Source organism: Pseudoalteromonas sp. SCSIO 43088 (assembly GCF_023650795.1).
GTDB classification, from domain to species: Bacteria; Pseudomonadota; Gammaproteobacteria; order Enterobacterales; family Alteromonadaceae; genus Pseudoalteromonas; species Pseudoalteromonas shioyasakiensis.
Window position 1 is genome coordinate 1,483,414 of sequence record NZ_CP072675.1, and the last position, 16,666, is coordinate 1,500,079.

Annotated in this window: 9 protein-coding genes; 8 read left to right on the forward strand and 1 reads right to left on the reverse strand. The window is 40.1% G+C overall.

Annotated features, from left to right (window positions below; translation table 11 throughout):
* Window positions 1-275 precede the first annotated feature (275 nt).
* The 6 genes from J8Z28_RS06825 to radD all read left to right on the forward strand — a co-directional run bounded on the left by J8Z28_RS06825 (window position 276) and on the right by radD (window position 10,663).
* A complete protein-coding gene (locus J8Z28_RS06825; RefSeq protein WP_054564038.1) occupies window positions 276-2,942 on the forward strand; it encodes a TonB-dependent receptor plug domain-containing protein in 2,667 nt (888 codons plus the stop codon).
* 243 nt (window positions 2,943-3,185) lie between these two features.
* A complete protein-coding gene (locus J8Z28_RS06830) occupies window positions 3,186-4,982 on the forward strand; it encodes a transporter substrate-binding domain-containing protein (RefSeq protein ID WP_250660130.1) in 1,797 nt (598 codons plus the stop codon).
* Between the two features lie 68 nt (window positions 4,983-5,050).
* The gene (locus tag J8Z28_RS06835) at window positions 5,051-6,001 is read left to right on the forward strand and encodes an IS30 family transposase (protein WP_250659387.1); all 951 of its coding nucleotides are present in this window, start codon (window positions 5,051-5,053) and stop codon (window positions 5,999-6,001) included.
* 8 nt (window positions 6,002-6,009) lie between these two features.
* A complete protein-coding gene (locus tag J8Z28_RS06840) occupies window positions 6,010-8,433 on the forward strand; it encodes a PAS domain-containing hybrid sensor histidine kinase/response regulator (RefSeq protein WP_250660131.1) in 2,424 nt (807 codons plus the stop codon).
* A gap of 110 nt (window positions 8,434-8,543) precedes the next feature.
* Window positions 8,544-8,849, forward strand: a complete 306-nt coding sequence (locus tag J8Z28_RS06845; protein ID WP_054564036.1) for an H-NS histone family protein — start codon at window positions 8,544-8,546, stop codon at window positions 8,847-8,849.
* Between the two features lie 68 nt (window positions 8,850-8,917).
* Window positions 8,918-10,663 (forward strand): DNA repair helicase RadD, encoded by a 1,746-nt coding sequence (gene radD / locus J8Z28_RS06850; RefSeq protein WP_250660132.1) that lies wholly within the window; start codon window positions 8,918-8,920, stop codon window positions 10,661-10,663.
* Window positions 10,664-10,688: 25 nt separating this feature from the next.
* On the opposite strand, the gene J8Z28_RS06855 is transcribed toward radD, so the two are convergent.
* Window positions 10,689-11,021 (reverse strand): ribonuclease E inhibitor RraB, encoded by a 333-nt coding sequence (locus tag J8Z28_RS06855; protein WP_054564034.1) that lies wholly within the window; start codon window positions 11,019-11,021, stop codon window positions 10,689-10,691.
* A 171-nt stretch (window positions 11,022-11,192) separates the two neighbouring features.
* Here J8Z28_RS06855 and J8Z28_RS06860 point away from each other — a divergent pair, with 171 nt between their 5' ends.
* Together J8Z28_RS06860 and tamB are read left to right on the forward strand one after the other, a co-directional pair.
* Window positions 11,193-12,920: an autotransporter assembly complex protein TamA gene (locus J8Z28_RS06860; protein ID WP_055021503.1), complete on the forward strand. Its 1,728-nt coding sequence runs from the start codon at window positions 11,193-11,195 to the stop codon at window positions 12,918-12,920.
* On the forward strand, window positions 12,920-16,606 hold the full coding sequence (gene tamB, locus J8Z28_RS06865; RefSeq protein ID WP_250660133.1) for an autotransporter assembly complex protein TamB: 3,687 nt from the start codon (window positions 12,920-12,922) through the stop codon (window positions 16,604-16,606). Before J8Z28_RS06860 ends, tamB begins: the two co-directional genes overlap by 1 nt.
* Window positions 16,607-16,666 lie beyond the last annotated feature (60 nt).

Genomic DNA, 16,666 nt, shown 5'->3' on the forward strand with positions numbered 1-16,666 from the left:
TACAAAAAACCCAGAAATTAAGGCTCAAACCTTATTCTGGGTTTTTTATTGTTTCGAATATATAAACTAATGTGAAATATATGTAATCAAACTTTTCTTTAATCTTATATACACCTGAAACTTAAAATTTACATTGAAAAACAATGGTTAAAAAACTGTTGACCAAAAGTTGTCCCTAATATTAGTATTTAATTCCCTTATGAGGTACTAGTACCTCTTTGAGGGGTAAAATAAATTAATAAAGTCATAACATGGATATGACCAGGGAGAATCAAATGTTAAATAATCAAGTTTCAAAAGCAGTTCGCTTAGCGATTGCTTTTGGTGCAGCGTCAACTGCTGCATTTTCAGCTTCGTCTTTTGCTGCTGAAGAAGAAGGTGTAGAAAAAGTTGAGCGAATCGAAGTTACAGGTTCACGTATTAAACGAACTGACATTGAGGGTGCAAACCCTGTTGTTGTAATCGACCGTGCATCTTTAGATAATTCAGGTCAATTAAGTGTTGCAGACGTATTAAACCGTTCAACATTTAACTCATTTGGTTCGATTCAACCATCATCAGGTAGTACTGCGCAAAGTCAGGCAACAGTAAACTTACGTGGTTTAGGTTCTTCAAGAACACTTGTTTTAATTAACGGTAAGAAAATGCCAGGTTCACCTGTTATGGGTGGTGGTGCAGCTGACTTAAATACCATTCCTTTTGCTGCTGTAGAGCGCATTGAAGTTATGGGTGATGGCGCATCTGCGGTATATGGTTCTGATGCGATCGCCGGTGTAGTTAACATTATTTTAAGAAAAGATTTTGAAGGTGTTCAAGTTCAGGGTCGTATGGGTACTCCGAGCCGTGATGGCGGTGGTGATGAGTCATCATTCTCAATTATCACAGGTCTTAAATCAGAAAACTCTAACCTAGTATTCAGCTATGAGCATGATGAGCGTGATATTATTTTTGCTCGTGATCGTTGGTTCTCACGTGCAACAGACGATGGCTCAGGTACATTCGCTGGTACAACAGGTCAAAGCTGGTATGGCCGTAACATTCTAGATATGCAAACATTTGAGTTTAACCCAATGATCACTGGTCAAGACTGTTCGCAGTACGGTGATTCATTTGCTTATCATAATGATGCACCAGATTTCCCTGCTGACGACGGCTGTCACTATGATTATACTGCTGTTGCTGCTGACGCTGCTTCAACAAAGCGTGACTCAGTATTTGTTAACTTTGATTATGACATCAATGATGATTTAATCTTTAACTTCCGTTCATTACATTCGCGTAATGAAAGCTTTGGTCGTTTCGCACCTGCAGCAGGCTGGTTTACATTCCCTATTGCGCTTGCTGAAGACACAGAAAAAGGCTTAATGGCTGTTAATGAAGGCGACCGTGGTTATTACCGCTTTAATAACGTAGGTACTTCACGTGACACTTGGCAAGTTAGCAACATGGCTGATTGGAGTGCATCTCTAAATGGTATGGGTGAAGTGTTTGATTGGCATGTAGATGCACACTATAACCGTTATGAAATGAACGAGTGGGGTCAAGGCTATGTTCATCGCCCAAGCGTAGAAAATGCGATCATTGATGGTTGGGATCCACGTGACCCAGATCAATCTGCGTATGCTACTCAATTAGCTAATATCGCCGCAAATAGTAACCGTCGTTCTGGTAGTACATTACGTGAAGTAACTGCAGGCGTAAGCTTTAATGAGTTAGCTACTTTACCTGCAGGTGAACTAGGCCTATATGTTGGTGCTAGCTACCGTGAAACCGATTACTTTGACCAAGCGGAAGCTCAAAACGAAGCGAAAAACATCATTGGTACTGCTGGTGGTTCAGCGGCAGGTGACCGTACAGAATCAGCTGTTTTTGCTGAAATGTTAATCCCTGTAGTAGACACATTAGAGTTAAACTTAGCTGCTCGATATGATGATTACAGCGATGTAGGTTCATCATTTGTTCCTAAAGTTTCACTTAAATACCAGCCATTTGATGAGTTAGTTTTACGTGCTGCTTGGGGTGAAGGTTTCCGTGCTCCAACGCTGGAAGATCTATATAAAGCACCACAAGAGTCAGCTTCATCAGCTAAAGATGTTGTGGTATGTACATCAGCAGGTACATCACGTTCTGATTGTCGTACTCAACAACATACAACTTACTTCATCGGCACTGATTCATTAAAACCTGAAGAATCAGAAAGTGTAAGTTTCGGTATGGTTTATAACATCACTGATAATATCGATATGTCAGTTGATTACTATGATATCGAAATCACTAACCAAGTTAGCTCGTTATCTACACAAGACGTATTTGACCTTGAGTTAGCTGGTCTTTTAGGTGACCCTGAAGATCCAAATGATAACGCTGCTGGTTATGACCAAGTATCTGTAGACCGTGGTGGTAATCCAACTGGTCGTTCGTTACTTGTTACTGCACCAATGGCTAACATCCCTGGTTTCTCTACAGATGGCTTAGATTTCAAACTTAACGCAGTATTTGACTTAGGTGGCGCAGGTCTACTTCGCTCTAAATTTGCTTGGTCAGAAGTACTTAGCTATGAAGAGCCAGATATCATCGGTTACCCTAACGTTGATAAAATTGGCCGTGCTGGCTTACCAGAAAGAAGAATCAGCTGGGGCTTAACATGGGATATCGAAGCTCACATGTTAAACGTAAATTGGAACCATATTGCTTCTACAGCTGAAGAAACTGAAGATGCAAATGATGAAGGTACTAAGTTCAAAGCAGTTGGTGAGTTATCTTCGTATAACATTATCGATATTAACTATACTTACGCAACGCCTTGGAATCTTGATCTAACACTAGGTGTTAATAACTTAGCTGATAAAGATCCAGTATTGAACTCTGAATTAGACTACGACGATACTCTTTATAGCCAAGTTGGTCGTCTGTACTATGCAGGTTTCAAATTTAAGTTCTAAACGAACGATTTAAATACTTGTATATTAAAACCCTGCGCTTGCAGGGTTTTTTTTTTTATAAACAAATTCACTATAGGTTTTACAGTTATAAAATAATTAATTTTTAAGGTTTAATTATTTACTTAAGCTCTTGTGTAAGATTTATGTGCAGTTGTTTAAATCAATTTATGCTCTTATACTTAAAAAACCTTAATAAAAGCGATGTTTCAGTTGAGTTATTTCCATAAAATCATAGTGTTGTTTTTGACGCTGTGTCTTTCATTCGATGTCTTAGCCACACAACTCAAAGCGGGTATCGTTAACTATAATTTTTTTCCTTACCATACCCGGGATGCTGATGGGCAGTTTTCGGGTGTTATTGTTGGTTATAGTAATGAAATCGCTCGCTTGGCTGAAGCCGATCTTGAATACCGTGTTTACGACAGTTTAGATGAGTTATTAGATGCGCTTAAAGTTGGTGAGATCGATTTTGCTGTAGGCCTAAATAAAACCGCACAGCGTAAAAAGCATTTCTTATTTTCAACACCCTTCATGGAAGCGCCAAGAGGTATTGTCGCAAATCAGTCTATCGCAAATGATGCTTTGAAAAACTTAGCGAGCTTACGTTGGGTGTGCATTACGGGTAGCTCACATTGTGAATATTTAGTTGAAAATGGCGCGCTATTTATTAATCGTTTTATAAAACCCGAAGACGCCTTTAAAAAAGTAGCAGATGGCTCGTTTGATGCCTTTATGGGTGATTACTCAGTATTATCTCATCAACTAAAAAATCGCTCTCAAGAAAACCTGAAAGTTGTGAGCCCAGTTTGGCTATCGAGCGAAACCTTGCATGTAATGTTTAATAAAAACAAAACAGCATTACGCAATCAAGTTAATTCGGTATTAGCCGCTATTTCACCAACCACGAAACAACTATGGGAAAGTTCTGCTAGTGAAGAATATTTAGCCGCTAAAGCGTATAGTCAATTTAAGCGTGATTTTAACCGTATTGATAAAAAAGAAGAAAATAATTACTTACTGACATTTTCTTTTGTCGATGGTCTCTATCCAATTCATGCGACAAGTAATTTAGGTGAAGCTGACGGCTATTTAAACGATACTCTTGAGCTTTTAGCTCAGCGCAGTGACTTTCAGTTTAAGTATATACCTGCGGCTAATTCGAAAGAGTTGGAACGACTTTTTTTGGCCAATAAAATTGATTTAATTCCGACCATGAACCCCACGAAAATTGATGAGGGGGTGTTGATAGCATTGCCAGCTCATTACAGTTTAGAGATGGTGTTAATCTCTAAACGAGCAAGCAAAACTAAACGAATTGGTTATTTAGAAGCGTTTGCTGACCCTAAGCAAAAGCTTGTAACGAATGACCTCGTTGAAACGGTATCATTTGACTCAATTAAAACGCTATTTTATGCACTGAGAAATGACAATATTGATGCTGTGATACTGCCGCAAAGTATTGCGGCATACCAGTTAAACCAATTCTATATTGGTGAGTTTTATATTAATCCAAAATACCGGTATACCCAGCCTATTTATTTTTTAGTGAATAAGCACTTTTCAGAGTTTGCGACTTTGCTAGACAGCTTATTTAAAACATTGACCAGCAACGATTTTAGCCATGTTGTGAACCGACATGGCATTTTTAGTATTGAACGTGGCTACGACCGCAAAACAGTGAATACCACGGCAATTCTTATTTTAATTTTAATCGCTGTGTCGGTGATTTATTTTATTAGCTGGCGGTTAACTATTAATCGCGAAATTGCAAAGCGTAAAGAAGCTGAAGAAGTGGCATTGATTAAGCTTAACTTTACTCAAAAACTCATTGATGACTTACCCACTATGGTGGTGATTCAAGATCAGCATCAAAAACGCGTTATGTGGAATCGTGCCTACAAAGAAAATTTTGCTCACTTATGGGATGAAAATAACCAATATCTGCGCGGCGATATTAAAGTCGTAAAAAAACTAATTTCACAAAATGAACAAAGTTTAAATTCCCCGAATTCAGATAATAAGTGCACCACTCATGGTTAAACGGTGAGAAGAGATCAACTGCCTGTTGGTGGTACTCTATCGTCGCCAAACAAACAGAAGTATTTACCATGAGTTACAAGCAGTTGATCGAAGGACAAAGATACCAGATAGAAGCCTACTTACGCGAGGGTTTTAGTTATCGTGAAATAGGCAAACGCCTGAAAGTCAGTCATAGCACTATCAGCCGAGAAGTCAGACGAAATAGGGTCCGGGAAAATCACTATCTACCCGAAGTCGCCCAGGCTAAGACACTCAAAAGGCGCGTTCAAGCCGCAAAGTCGTGTCTATCTAAGCAGACCATCACCTTTGTTGAGTTCGGATTAGAACAAAAGTGGAGTCCCGAGCAAATTGCAGGCGTGGGTCGAATTATTGGGCTTTCAGTGAGTCATGCGTGGATTTACGGCTATGTGCAACGGGATAAATTGAGCGGTGGCAAGTTGTTTAGGCACTTACGCCAAGGTCATCGACGATATCGCAAAGGTCGTCGTGCGAAGCGTGTCATTATCCCGAATCGGGTGGGCATTGAGCACCGTCCAGCGATTGTTGACAAGAAAAAGCGGTTTGGGGACTGGGAAGTCGATACCGTTCTCGGTAAGCAAGGGACAGGAGCCATAGTCAGCCTGGTTGAGCGCAAAAGTAAGCTGTATCTGATACGTAAAGTACCAGCAAAGTGCGCGGCTGATGTGAGCCGAGCTATGGTCGGCATGCTGTGGCGTTATCGCCGTCACGTTCATACCATAACGGCAGATAATGGGTGTGAATTCTGTGACCACGAACAGGTTGCAAAGAAACTGAAAACGGATATCTATTTCGCTAATCCATACTCATCATGGGAACGTGGATTAAATGAAAACTTTAACGGCTTGCTGCGCCAATACATACGCAAAGGCACTGACTTACGCACGGTAACAGACAAGCAAATTGCTGAGATTGAACGAGCGTTAAATGCCAGACCGAGAAAATGTCTGGGGTATAAACAGCCAGCAGTCGTATTCGAAGAATTACGCAAGGCGGCTTAATTTAGCGAGTGGTGCACTTCGGAGTTGAATTCGCGTCAGGCAAAGTCATTAATCAGCATATTAATTACACTAACAAAGCTGGCAAAGAACTGGAGCTGCTTTACACTAAAAAGCCGTATGTGGGGTTAGATGGTGAACTAGCTGGCATCATGACAGTACTTACTGATGTTACTGAGCACCGCCATTTACAACGTGAGAATCAGTCAGTTCAACAGCTTCTACAAACCATCACAGATACCATACCCGGCGGCGTATTCCAGTATGAGTATTATGACAATGGTGAGGGGTGTTATACCTATATAAGTAAGGGCGCGCAGAGCTTATTAGGTGTCACTTCACGAATGATTAACCAGCGCGGTATGACGGGATGTATCTCGCCATTTATTGTTGATGAAGACCGCGTGCAAATCGCCAAGAGTTTTAAAGCAGCGACAAAATTTAACAAACTGATTGATATTGAGTTTCGGATAAATAATCTCGGCCAGCAAATTTGGTGTCGTTATATTGCTAATGCTGAAATTAATAAACGAGACGATAAGCAAGGTGTGCGTTGGAACGGGATCTTGCTGGACATCAGCTTACTTAAACGCCAACAAGCAGACTTAAGTAAAGCTACTCAGCTTGCACATCAAGCTGATCTAGCAAAAAGCCGCTTTATTGCCACTATGAGTCATGAATTAAGAACGCCAATGTCTGGGGTAAATGGCTTTATAGAGTTGTTAAAATCATCACCGCTTGATGAAGAGCAGCATTACCTCGTTGAGCACATTGACAGCTCTGTAACCAAGCTTCGCACATTAGTGGATGATATTTTATATTTTGCTAATACCACGACAGGCAATATTGAAGTTGAATTACGTGAGGTCGACCTAGAAGCACATTTATGTCGTGTTTTGCGTGCCCATGAATATCTAGCTAAGCAAAAAGGGCTTGAGTTTAACGTGATATGGCGCACAGCTGCTTATACCTTAGCTTCTGTTGACATAAGCCACTTGATGCAGGTTCTCTCTAATGTTTTAAATAACGCTGTGAAGTTTACTGAAAATGGTTCAATAAGCTGCGATGTGTTATTTGAGAAGCAGTCTTTAAAAGTTGAAATATCAGATACGGGTAAAGGTATGACGGCTGAGCAGTTGGCGCATACATTTACCCCTTTTGAGCAAGCTGACAACTCAATTCAACGTCGCCATGGAGGTACAGGCTTAGGCTTGAGCTTGGCAAAGCAACTTGTTGAAGCCATGCAAGGTGAAATATCCATTTCAAGTACTTTTGGTAAAGGTACCAATGTTTACATTGCTGTGCCACTTAAAAGCGTCAGCAAACAAAAACTGCAGGCTGTATCAGTGAATTGGGCTGTGTGTTCTCAAGACCATCAGTTATTAAATAATCTAGCTAATATGGGTGTAAAGCATCACCAATTAAGTTGGCCAATAGATAAAGAGGCATTTACGCAGGAAGATAATATTCTTATTGATGAAAGCTATATTAAAACGCTGTGGGGCGCTAATTGGCTGCAATCAATCAGTACTGCAAACAACAACTACATTTTAGTCGCAAGTGCAAAAAAAGAGCATAGGCCGGCTAATTGTAGCTGTCATATTTTACCTACAGAGCCATTATATCCAGATACTCTAAGAGAGCTTTTAGATAATGTACATACCAGCAATGATGAGGGGTTGGCTGCGCAAAATGCTCAGTTACATGGGCAAATATTAATTGCTGAAGATAATAAAACAAATCAATTATTACTCGAAAAACAATGCCAGAAGCTCGGTATCAAAGCAGTGATGGTTGATGATGGTATTGCTGCACTCAGAGCACTTGAAACAGGACAGTTTGATTTATTACTAACCGACTGTCATATGCCTGACTTAGATGGGTTTAAATTAACGGAGCAATTACGCAACCAAGAAAAATTTAAACATTTGCCAATTATTGGCTTTACCGCTGATGATTCAAAAGAATGTTTTAACAAAGCATTAAAGTCAGGAATGAATAGTGTTTTATTTAAGCCTTATAAACTTAATGAATTATATAATCGTCTAGCTGAGTTTATAGATTTAAGCTCTAATGATTTGCCTAATAGCAGTGAAGGCGTTGATATCAGTTTACAAGGTATAAAAGATAAGCAGCATTGGTTAACTGTTTTTGGTAATGAGAGTGATGCGAAAATGCTTGCCGACGTATTTATTAACAGTTTGCAAAGTGATTTAAATACTCTACAAGAGCACTTGGAAGCTCAAAATTTAGAAAGGGTTTCTGCTGCAATACATAAACTTAAAGGCGCTATTGTTATGCTGCAATACCCACCTTTATCTGAGCTAATAGTGACAACGGAAAATACCTTTAATCAACAGCAAGATACATTAATAGTGGAACAATTAATTACTGAGTTAAGGGATGTAATAGATAAAATAAAGCTATGGCTATAATAAATAGATAGGATAAAAAATAAACATGGAATAGATTATTTCATTAAATCCACATATACTAGCTACTGTTGAACATTTAACTTAACTTTTAATACTTAAGAGAGCTCTCAATGAAAGAAATCCGATCTTTTGTGAAATCTGCGTCATTATCTGAATTAGAAAAAGCAAAACAGCTAATTGACACAGCAATCGAGAAATATACTCAACAGCAAGAAGCTAAAAAAGAAGTACTCGATCTACTAAAAGAAAAAGGACTTACATTAGAAGATTTACAAGATGTTGCTTCAACAGATAAGCGTACTAAGGTAAAACCAAAGTACCGCATCGAATTTAATGGCGAAATTGTTGAATGGACAGGCCGTGGCAAACGTCCTAAAGCATTCCAAGGTGTCGATTTAACAAAACACCTCGCTTAATTTTTGCTTTAAAGAATATCAAGGGAAGCGTATGTTTCCCTTTTTTATGTCGATTATAGTCCGATAACATGAAGTACGTACTTAGACCCTACCAACAAGAGGCCGTAGCACGCACGGTTGCTCACTTTCGACAAACAGATGACGCCGCACTGATTGTTTTACCAACAGGGGCTGGAAAAAGCCTTGTTATTGCTGAACTTGCGCGCATTGCTAAACAAAAGATTATGGTGCTCGCGCATGTTAAAGAGTTAGTAGAGCAAAACGCCGAGAAATATATTAGCTTTGGTTTTAAGGCGAGTATTTTTTCTGCGGGGTTAAAGCAAAAGTCTTTAACAGAGCAAGTCACCTTTGCGAGTGTGCAATCACTGGCACGCAATATAGAAAAGCTCACTGATGCTTACTCTTTGTTGATCATTGATGAATGCCACCGTGTAAGCGGTGATGAACAAAGCCAGTACGGGCTGGTGATAGCGAGTCTAAAAAAACAAAATCCCAATCTTAAAGTACTTGGCTTAACCGCAACACCATTTCGTATGGGGATGGGTTGGGTTTACCATCATCACTATCATGGTTTTGTTAGAGGTGATAAAGATGCACCGTTTAAAAAGTGTATTTTTGAGTTACCACTGCGCTATATGATCAAGAACGGCTATTTAACGCCGCCCCATGAAGTCGATGCAGCCATTAGCCATTATGACTTTTCATCATTACCGAGTGATTCATTTGGTCGGTATAGTATTGAGAATATGAATGCGTTATTGAAAGATAATACACGCGCAACAAAAGCGATTATCAAGCAAGTTATAGAATACAGTGAACAGCGTCATGGCGTGATGATCTTCGCAGCAACCGTAATGCATGCCAAAGAAATTACCAGTTACTTACCTGAGGATAGTACGGCACTTATCACGGGTGATACTGATAATAACGAGCGTGACCGAATTATTAATCAATTTAAAGCAAAAAAAATAAAGTATTTAGTAAATGTATCTGTACTCACGACGGGTTTTGATGCGCCTCATGTCGATTATATTGCGATTTTACGTCCCACCGAGTCGGTCAGTTTATACCAACAGATTGTTGGTCGAGGCCTTCGTTTAAGCGAAGGAAAAAAAGACTGCTTAGTGATTGATTATGCAGGTAACGGCTTTGATTTGTTTTACCCTGAGGTCGGCAGTAAAAAAGCGCAAAGTGATAATGAGCCTGTTCAAGTGCTGTGTCCAGGCTGTGGATTTGCGAATATTTTTTGGGGTAAAACAGACAGCGAAGGCAAAGTAGTTGAGCATTTTGGTAGGCGTTGCCAAGGCTTGCTGGACGATGGTGAAGAACAAGTACAGTGCGATTATCGTTTTCGGTTTAAAGAATGTGAGCAGTGTGGTGAACAAAATGATATTGCTGCAAGGCAGTGTCAGTCCTGTGGTGCCATGATGGCAGACCCTGATGATAAACTACGAGAAGCACTAAATTTAAAAGATGCCTTGGTATTAAGGTGTAGTGGTTTGTCAGCTCAGGTGATCGCAAAAGGTTTACTTAAAATTAGCTATTATGATGAAGATGGAGCCAGTTGTGATGAGGTATTTAACTTAGCAAATGACACCGGACGATTTATTTTTAATAAGCAGTTTGGTAAGCGAGCAGCACTTGGTTTTACCCCAATTGAATGGCAAAGCGCTGAGCAGGTTGTCAATTTACAACAGCAACTACTTGCCCCCGATTTTGTGATTGCGCGTAAAAATAAAAAATACGGTTGGAAAGTGGCTGAAAAGCTATTTGATTATCAGGGCAATTTTCGTAAGGCGAATCAATTAAATTGATCCCCTTACGAGATTGTGGAATGGCTTATTCTTCTTCGGCCATCAACCCCCAACCATCGCCATAACCATTATGGCTATTAGCAATGCTTTCTAAGTATTGTTCTGTTTGGCTAAGTAAGGTGTGATCTGGCACCATCTTCACACGAGTTATTACTTCCCACACCCCTGTATCTGGGCATTTGGCTAACTCTGTTGAAGGGGCAAGTTCATCACTTGTAATTGCTTCAGCAAATTTTTCTGCTTCAGGCTTTTGTTCAAAAAGAATATAGAAATCGATAGTTTGCATACTGGTTAAATCGACACCAGCGTCAGCAATTTCAGCTAATAATTGACCGTTTTCGTCATCAGGGAAGTGCATTTAGTCGCTCATTCATTATAAATCTAGGTATTATCCGCTATTGTAGCGAAAATAATTGTTTAACGCGTACTAATTTTAACATTTCAATTATGTCAGTGGCTATTGCACTGTGCTAGTATCTTTTTGTACTCATTTTAGATTATGACTCTTCCAAAAAAGTAAGGATATTTTTTGTATACTCGGCATTTCTTTTTTGTCTTTGTGTTTATCTGCTTTTCATACAGCCAGCACGCAATTAGTGCCTCAACTGTTATTAAAGATTATAAAATTCAAGGGATCAGTGATGATCTCGAAAAAAACGTTGAGCTTTACATTAAGCAACTGGTCAATGAAAAAACTTCTAAGGCATTAAGGCGTCACGCTAAAAGCCAAGTTGAAATGAGTTTAAAGGCGCTTGGTTATTATAAGCCGGTAATCAAAATTAGTTTCGATGATGCTCAGCAGCTTTTAATTGTTGATGTTCAACGTGGTCCTGCTACCCGTATTGCAGATATTAACGTGACTATCACGGGTGCCGGTAAAGATGACGCTGAATTTATGTCTGCCGTCAACAGCATCAAAATCAAACAAGGTGACTTTTTAAATCACGGTAAATATGAAGCCGCAAGAAAACGTATTGAAAGCCAACTATTAGACTTAGGCTATTTTGATGCAAAATGGCATGAGCATAAATTGGCAGTTTCGCTAAAAAATAATAGCGCAAAAGTCATTTTCAATGTCGATACTGGGCCCCGTTATCAGTTTGGTGACATCACAATTGGTAGTGAGACTCCAGCCGAAAAATACATTCGTTCGCTGGCTGAATTTAAACAAGGTCAGCCTTATAATGCGACCGAGATTTCTGATTACAACTTAGCATTGTCGAGCACCCCTTACTTTGCCAGTGTTCGTGTGTATGCAGATATTGCAAAACGTAAAAATAATCAAGTGCCTGTCAACGTTGATGTATTACACAAACCTGCCAATAGTTATGAAGTGGGTGGCGGTTATAGCACTGACCTTGGACCAAAAGTCCGTTTCAAATGGACCAAGCCTTGGATCACCGAAGATGGTCATTATTTAGAAAGTAACCTCAATGTATCTGAGCGCCAGCAAGATATTTCACTTGGCTATACGGTGCCAGTTGACGACCCTAATGATGATCTTTGGCGCTTTTCTGTGGGTTACAAGCTTGAAGATGAATTAACCAATGATTTATACAGTCGTATATTCACGGGACAGCTTCAGCGGCAGTGGCTCACTGATGACGATTGGGTACGTACTGCTTTTCTAAGACGCGATTACGAGACCTATCGAATAGGGGATGAAGAACAAAGCGCAAAAATGCTGATGCCTGGTATTAGTTATGCCAAAAAAGACACCGAGGGGGGCACAACGCCTTATGAAGGCTATCAATGGATGATGTCAGTAGAGTTTGGTTTAAAAGATATGATGTCTTCAACCAATATTTTGCGCTTACAACTGCAAAATGCCTGGTTAACTACTTTTGCAGAACGCCATATGCTGTTTTTAAGAGCCAATCTAGGTGCCATGTTGGTCGATAATATAAATGATGTGCCGTTATCACTGCGTTTTTATGCCGGTGGTGATCAGAGTGTACGTGGTTTTGCCTATGAATCTATCTCCCCTGAAGATGAAAAAGGGCGCCTAATTGGTGGTAAATATTTAATGAGTGGCACTGTTGAATATAACTATCAATTTGCTGAACATTGGCGCGCAGCCTTATTTGTCGATAGTGGTACTGCGACTAATGATTTTAGTGATCGCGTCGAAGTTGGTGCCGGTTTTGGTTTTCGCTATTTAACACCGGTTGGCCCTGTACGTATCGACCATGCTTGGGGTTTAACAAAAGAAAGCAAAAGTACCCGATTAAGTATTACCATAGGGCCTGAAATCTAATGAAGATGTTAAAAAAGATAACCAAGGTTCTATCAATCACGTTGGCAAGTCTGCTAGTTATTGTGTTTTGTTCGCTATTCACCGCGCCCGGTAATCACTTTATTGCATACACAGCGAATAAGTTAGTTGATGGTTTAAAAATCAACCTGCCATCTGGTCGTTTTTTATATAACGATGCGTTTGATGTTCACTTTGAAAATCAAGGCATCAAGCTTGAGGCAAAGCAGCTAAAAATTGATTTATTCTGGTGGCGTTGTGATGGTATCTGCCTAGATAATTTAAGCGCCCAGTCGATTGATCTAAGCATTAAAAGCCAAGCTGCATCAACTGAGCAGAGCACTGAAGCTGAGCCTGAAGCTGAGCAAGCTGGTCAAATCAACTTACCAATGAAAGTTGCTGTTAAGCGAGTTGCAATTAATCGCTTTAATCTTGCGCACCCGAGCGCCGATGTAACAGTCAACAAATTAAACTTAAGTGGTCGCGGCGAAGAATCGGATATTACAGTGGATACACTGACCATTGCTGATGTTGCTGTGATGCTACACGAAGCAAAAGAGCAGCCTAAATCAACGCCATTAACAGAGCTGCCAGCATTACCATCACTCGATATTACGCTACCGATTAATATTGAGTTAAAGCAATTTCAAATCAGTAAAGTTGCTGTAACCCCTTATGGTGTTGAAGAGGCTCAGCTTGTAGAAAATATTGAATTAGTTGCGTCTGCTAAGGGCAGCGATATTAATCTTGAAAAGCTTGCTGCAAGTTATCAGCAATGGCAATTGCACTCTAATTTAATGGCAGAGCTTTCTGGTGAAAATACAATTGAGGGAGCAGTGTCTGTAAAAAGCACTGAGCATCAAGCGAAGTTATCGCTTTCAGGCCCGCTTGAGGATTTAACGTTAGATTTAGTAACGCAAGGAGCGTACCCAGCAGAGTTAAAAGGGGCTGTTAACCTAAAACAAACAAATTACCCATTTGATTTAACAGGCCAGATAGCAAAGTGGCAAATTACGACAGATACACAACAGCTGCAATTATCGGACTTTGATTTAAAAGCCAAAGGCCACGCCGATGCTTATGCTGTCGATTTGAGCCTAGTAACGCAGTTAGACGCATTACCTGCAATGACTGTGAAATCGCAATTACACGGTAGTTTAACAAACGCAAAACTTGAGCAGTTAAGCCTCAATGCGAATGACAGTAAAGCAGACATTAACGCATCAGTTGATTGGTCGAACGGGGTAAAAAGCGAGTTTAAAGGGGTTTTAAGCCACTTAAAAGCCCAATACTTAACGGATGCATTAAGCAGTGATTTATCTGGTGAATTTAATGGTTCATTTAATTTACAGGCAGGTGAGTGGCAGCTTGCCTTAGATAACACGCAATTAAATGGTTCAGTTAATGAAGTGCCAGTGACCTTATTGTCGGATTTTGAACTTGATAGCAGCCTGCATGCGAGTTTTAAAAAACTTGAAGTGAAAAGCGGTAAAAATGAAATTGCGCTATCGGGACAGGTTGATGACGTATGGCGTGTAGACGGTAAATTGCGTCTAGATGCAAGTGGTCAAGATATCTTGCCTATGCAAGGCAAGGGTTTTGCTGATTTGAGCTTACGTGGTGAGCGTCTTGCGCCAACGGTTGATTTAAATCTAGTCCTTAATACATTGAGCTATCAAGATATTCAGGTTGATGGTTTAACATTAAAAGGGCAATTTGATTACGCAGCAGATTGGCAAACGGATGTGTCACTGGTGCTCGATTCTGCATCGATCGCAGAGCATAAAATTAATCAAATTGAGTTAGACGCCAGTGGCGATAAAACAGATCATCATTTAACTTTTTTACTCGATGCAGATCAAGGCAAGGCATCATTTGATGTAGACGGTAAATTTAATAAAGAGACCTGGCAAGGTGCGCTAAGCCAAATTCTTGTTACCGATAATCAGGTACGCTTTGGCACTGATAAACCGGTTAATATCCAAGTAAATACCAAAACCTTTGACTTTAATGTAGGCGCGCATTGCTGGCAAAGTGATAACTCAAAACTATGCTTTGAGACCTTGCAGCAAACTGAGCAATTAGGCCAGTTAAATGCACAGCTTGCAGCGCTATCTATTGCTGAATTTAAACACTTCTTACCTGATAACTTGAAAGTAACAGGCGATGCAAATGGGGAGTTTGTTGCTAATTGGAATAATGGTGCATTGAAAACGATTCGTGCCAATATCAAAACTCAGCAGCTGGAAGCATCTTTAATTGATGACGCAAATGTTTATAAATTACCGATAGAGGTTTTAGATATCTCGGCAATGAGCGATGCGCAAACGGGTAAACTTAATGCCACAGTTGATTCATCTGTATTAGGTAAAGTGACGTCAGAGCTCAACATTGATGATATTCAAAATCAACAGACCTTAGCGGGCGACTTGGTTATTGAGAAAATTGAGTTAACAAACCTACGCCCTTTTATAGCTTCACTTGAGCAATTAACAGGCGACATAAAAGGTCGGTTAGCAATCGCAGGTACTTTAAAAGAGCCATTACTCAATGGTGATTTTGATGTTGAAAATATCAATCTAGAAGGGGCAACCTTACCGGTATCGCTGCAAAACTCTTATGTGAACATTGCCTTTAATAACCAAAGTGCAAAGCTCACTGGCGAGCTCAAAGACACGGAAGGGGGCGCGCTTAATTTATCTGGCGGTGTTGATTGGCAGCAAGATTTACCGGACGTTGACGTGAGATTAAACGGTAAAGAGTTTTTTGTGCGTGCTCAGCAAGATGTCACCTTTAAAGTGTCTCCAGACTTAACTATGTCGTTAAAAAATAATGCGTTTAATCTTGATGGCCAAGTCGTCGTGCCATGGGGACGTATTGCGATTGAAGAGCTACCAGAAGGTGCTGTGCAAGTCAGCGATGATGAAGTCATTGTTGATATTGAGCAGCAACAGTCAGAAAAAGTTCCCTTTGATTATGCTATTAACTTAAAGGTGTTGGTTGAAAATGATGTGCGCGTTGACTCGTTTGGCTTACAGTCGAAAGTTGAAGGTGACATAAACATCAGCATGGACCAAGTTACGCCGATGATAGCAACGGGTGAGTTGAACCTAGTTCAAGGTACCTATCGTGCTTTTGGTCAAGACTTGCAAATTCGTACCGGTCAGGTGGGCTTTAGTGGCTCAATTGATAAACCGTACTTGAACATTAAGGCAATTCGTAATCCAGACAACACCTCGAATGGCGTGATTGCGGGTATTACCTTAACTGGTAATGTTGAACAGCCTTCATTAAAAGTATTCTCAGAGCCAGCGATGGACCAAGCCCAAGCATTGGCTTATTTATTAAATGGTCAACCTCTTGATGAAGGAGATAGTTCAACCGATGCGATGCTCACCCAGTTATTGCTTGCCCAAGGTGTAAACCGTAGTGAAGGTGTGGTATCTAAAATTGGTGAAAGCTTTGGTTTGTCTGATGTTAGCTTAAGTTCAAGCGGTAGCGGGGATGACACCAAAGTTGAAATATCTGGCTATGTTACACCAGGTATTCAAGTAAAATACAGTGTCGGTATTTTTGATTCACTAAGTGAAGTGGCAGTTCGTTATCAATTGTTGTCGCAATTGTATATTGAGGTCACCAGCGGCCTTTATCAAAATGTTGATATTCTTTATAAATTTGATTGGGACTAATAGCTCTACTTGTGATCAAACATCGCTTTTACTTGCTTATTAGGGCATAAGTTAATAGGC

Excerpts from the sequence above, each read along its gene's own strand:
- J8Z28_RS06845 (WP_054564036.1), top strand. The coding sequence starts at position 8,544 with ATGAAAGAAATCCGATCTTTTGTGAAATCTGCGTCATTATCTGAATTA.
- radD (WP_250660132.1), top strand. The coding sequence starts at position 8,918 with ATGAAGTACGTACTTAGACCCTACCAACAAGAGGCCGTAGCACGCACG.
- J8Z28_RS06855 (WP_054564034.1), bottom strand. The coding sequence starts at position 11,021 with ATGCACTTCCCTGATGACGAAAACGGTCAATTATTAGCTGAAATTGCT.
- tamB (WP_250660133.1), top strand. The coding sequence starts at position 12,920 with ATGAAGATGTTAAAAAAGATAACCAAGGTTCTATCAATCACGTTGGCA.
- J8Z28_RS06825 (WP_054564038.1), top strand. The coding sequence starts at position 276 with ATGTTAAATAATCAAGTTTCAAAAGCAGTTCGCTTAGCGATTGCTTTT.
- J8Z28_RS06835 (WP_250659387.1), top strand. The coding sequence starts at position 5,051 with ATGAGTTACAAGCAGTTGATCGAAGGACAAAGATACCAGATAGAAGCC.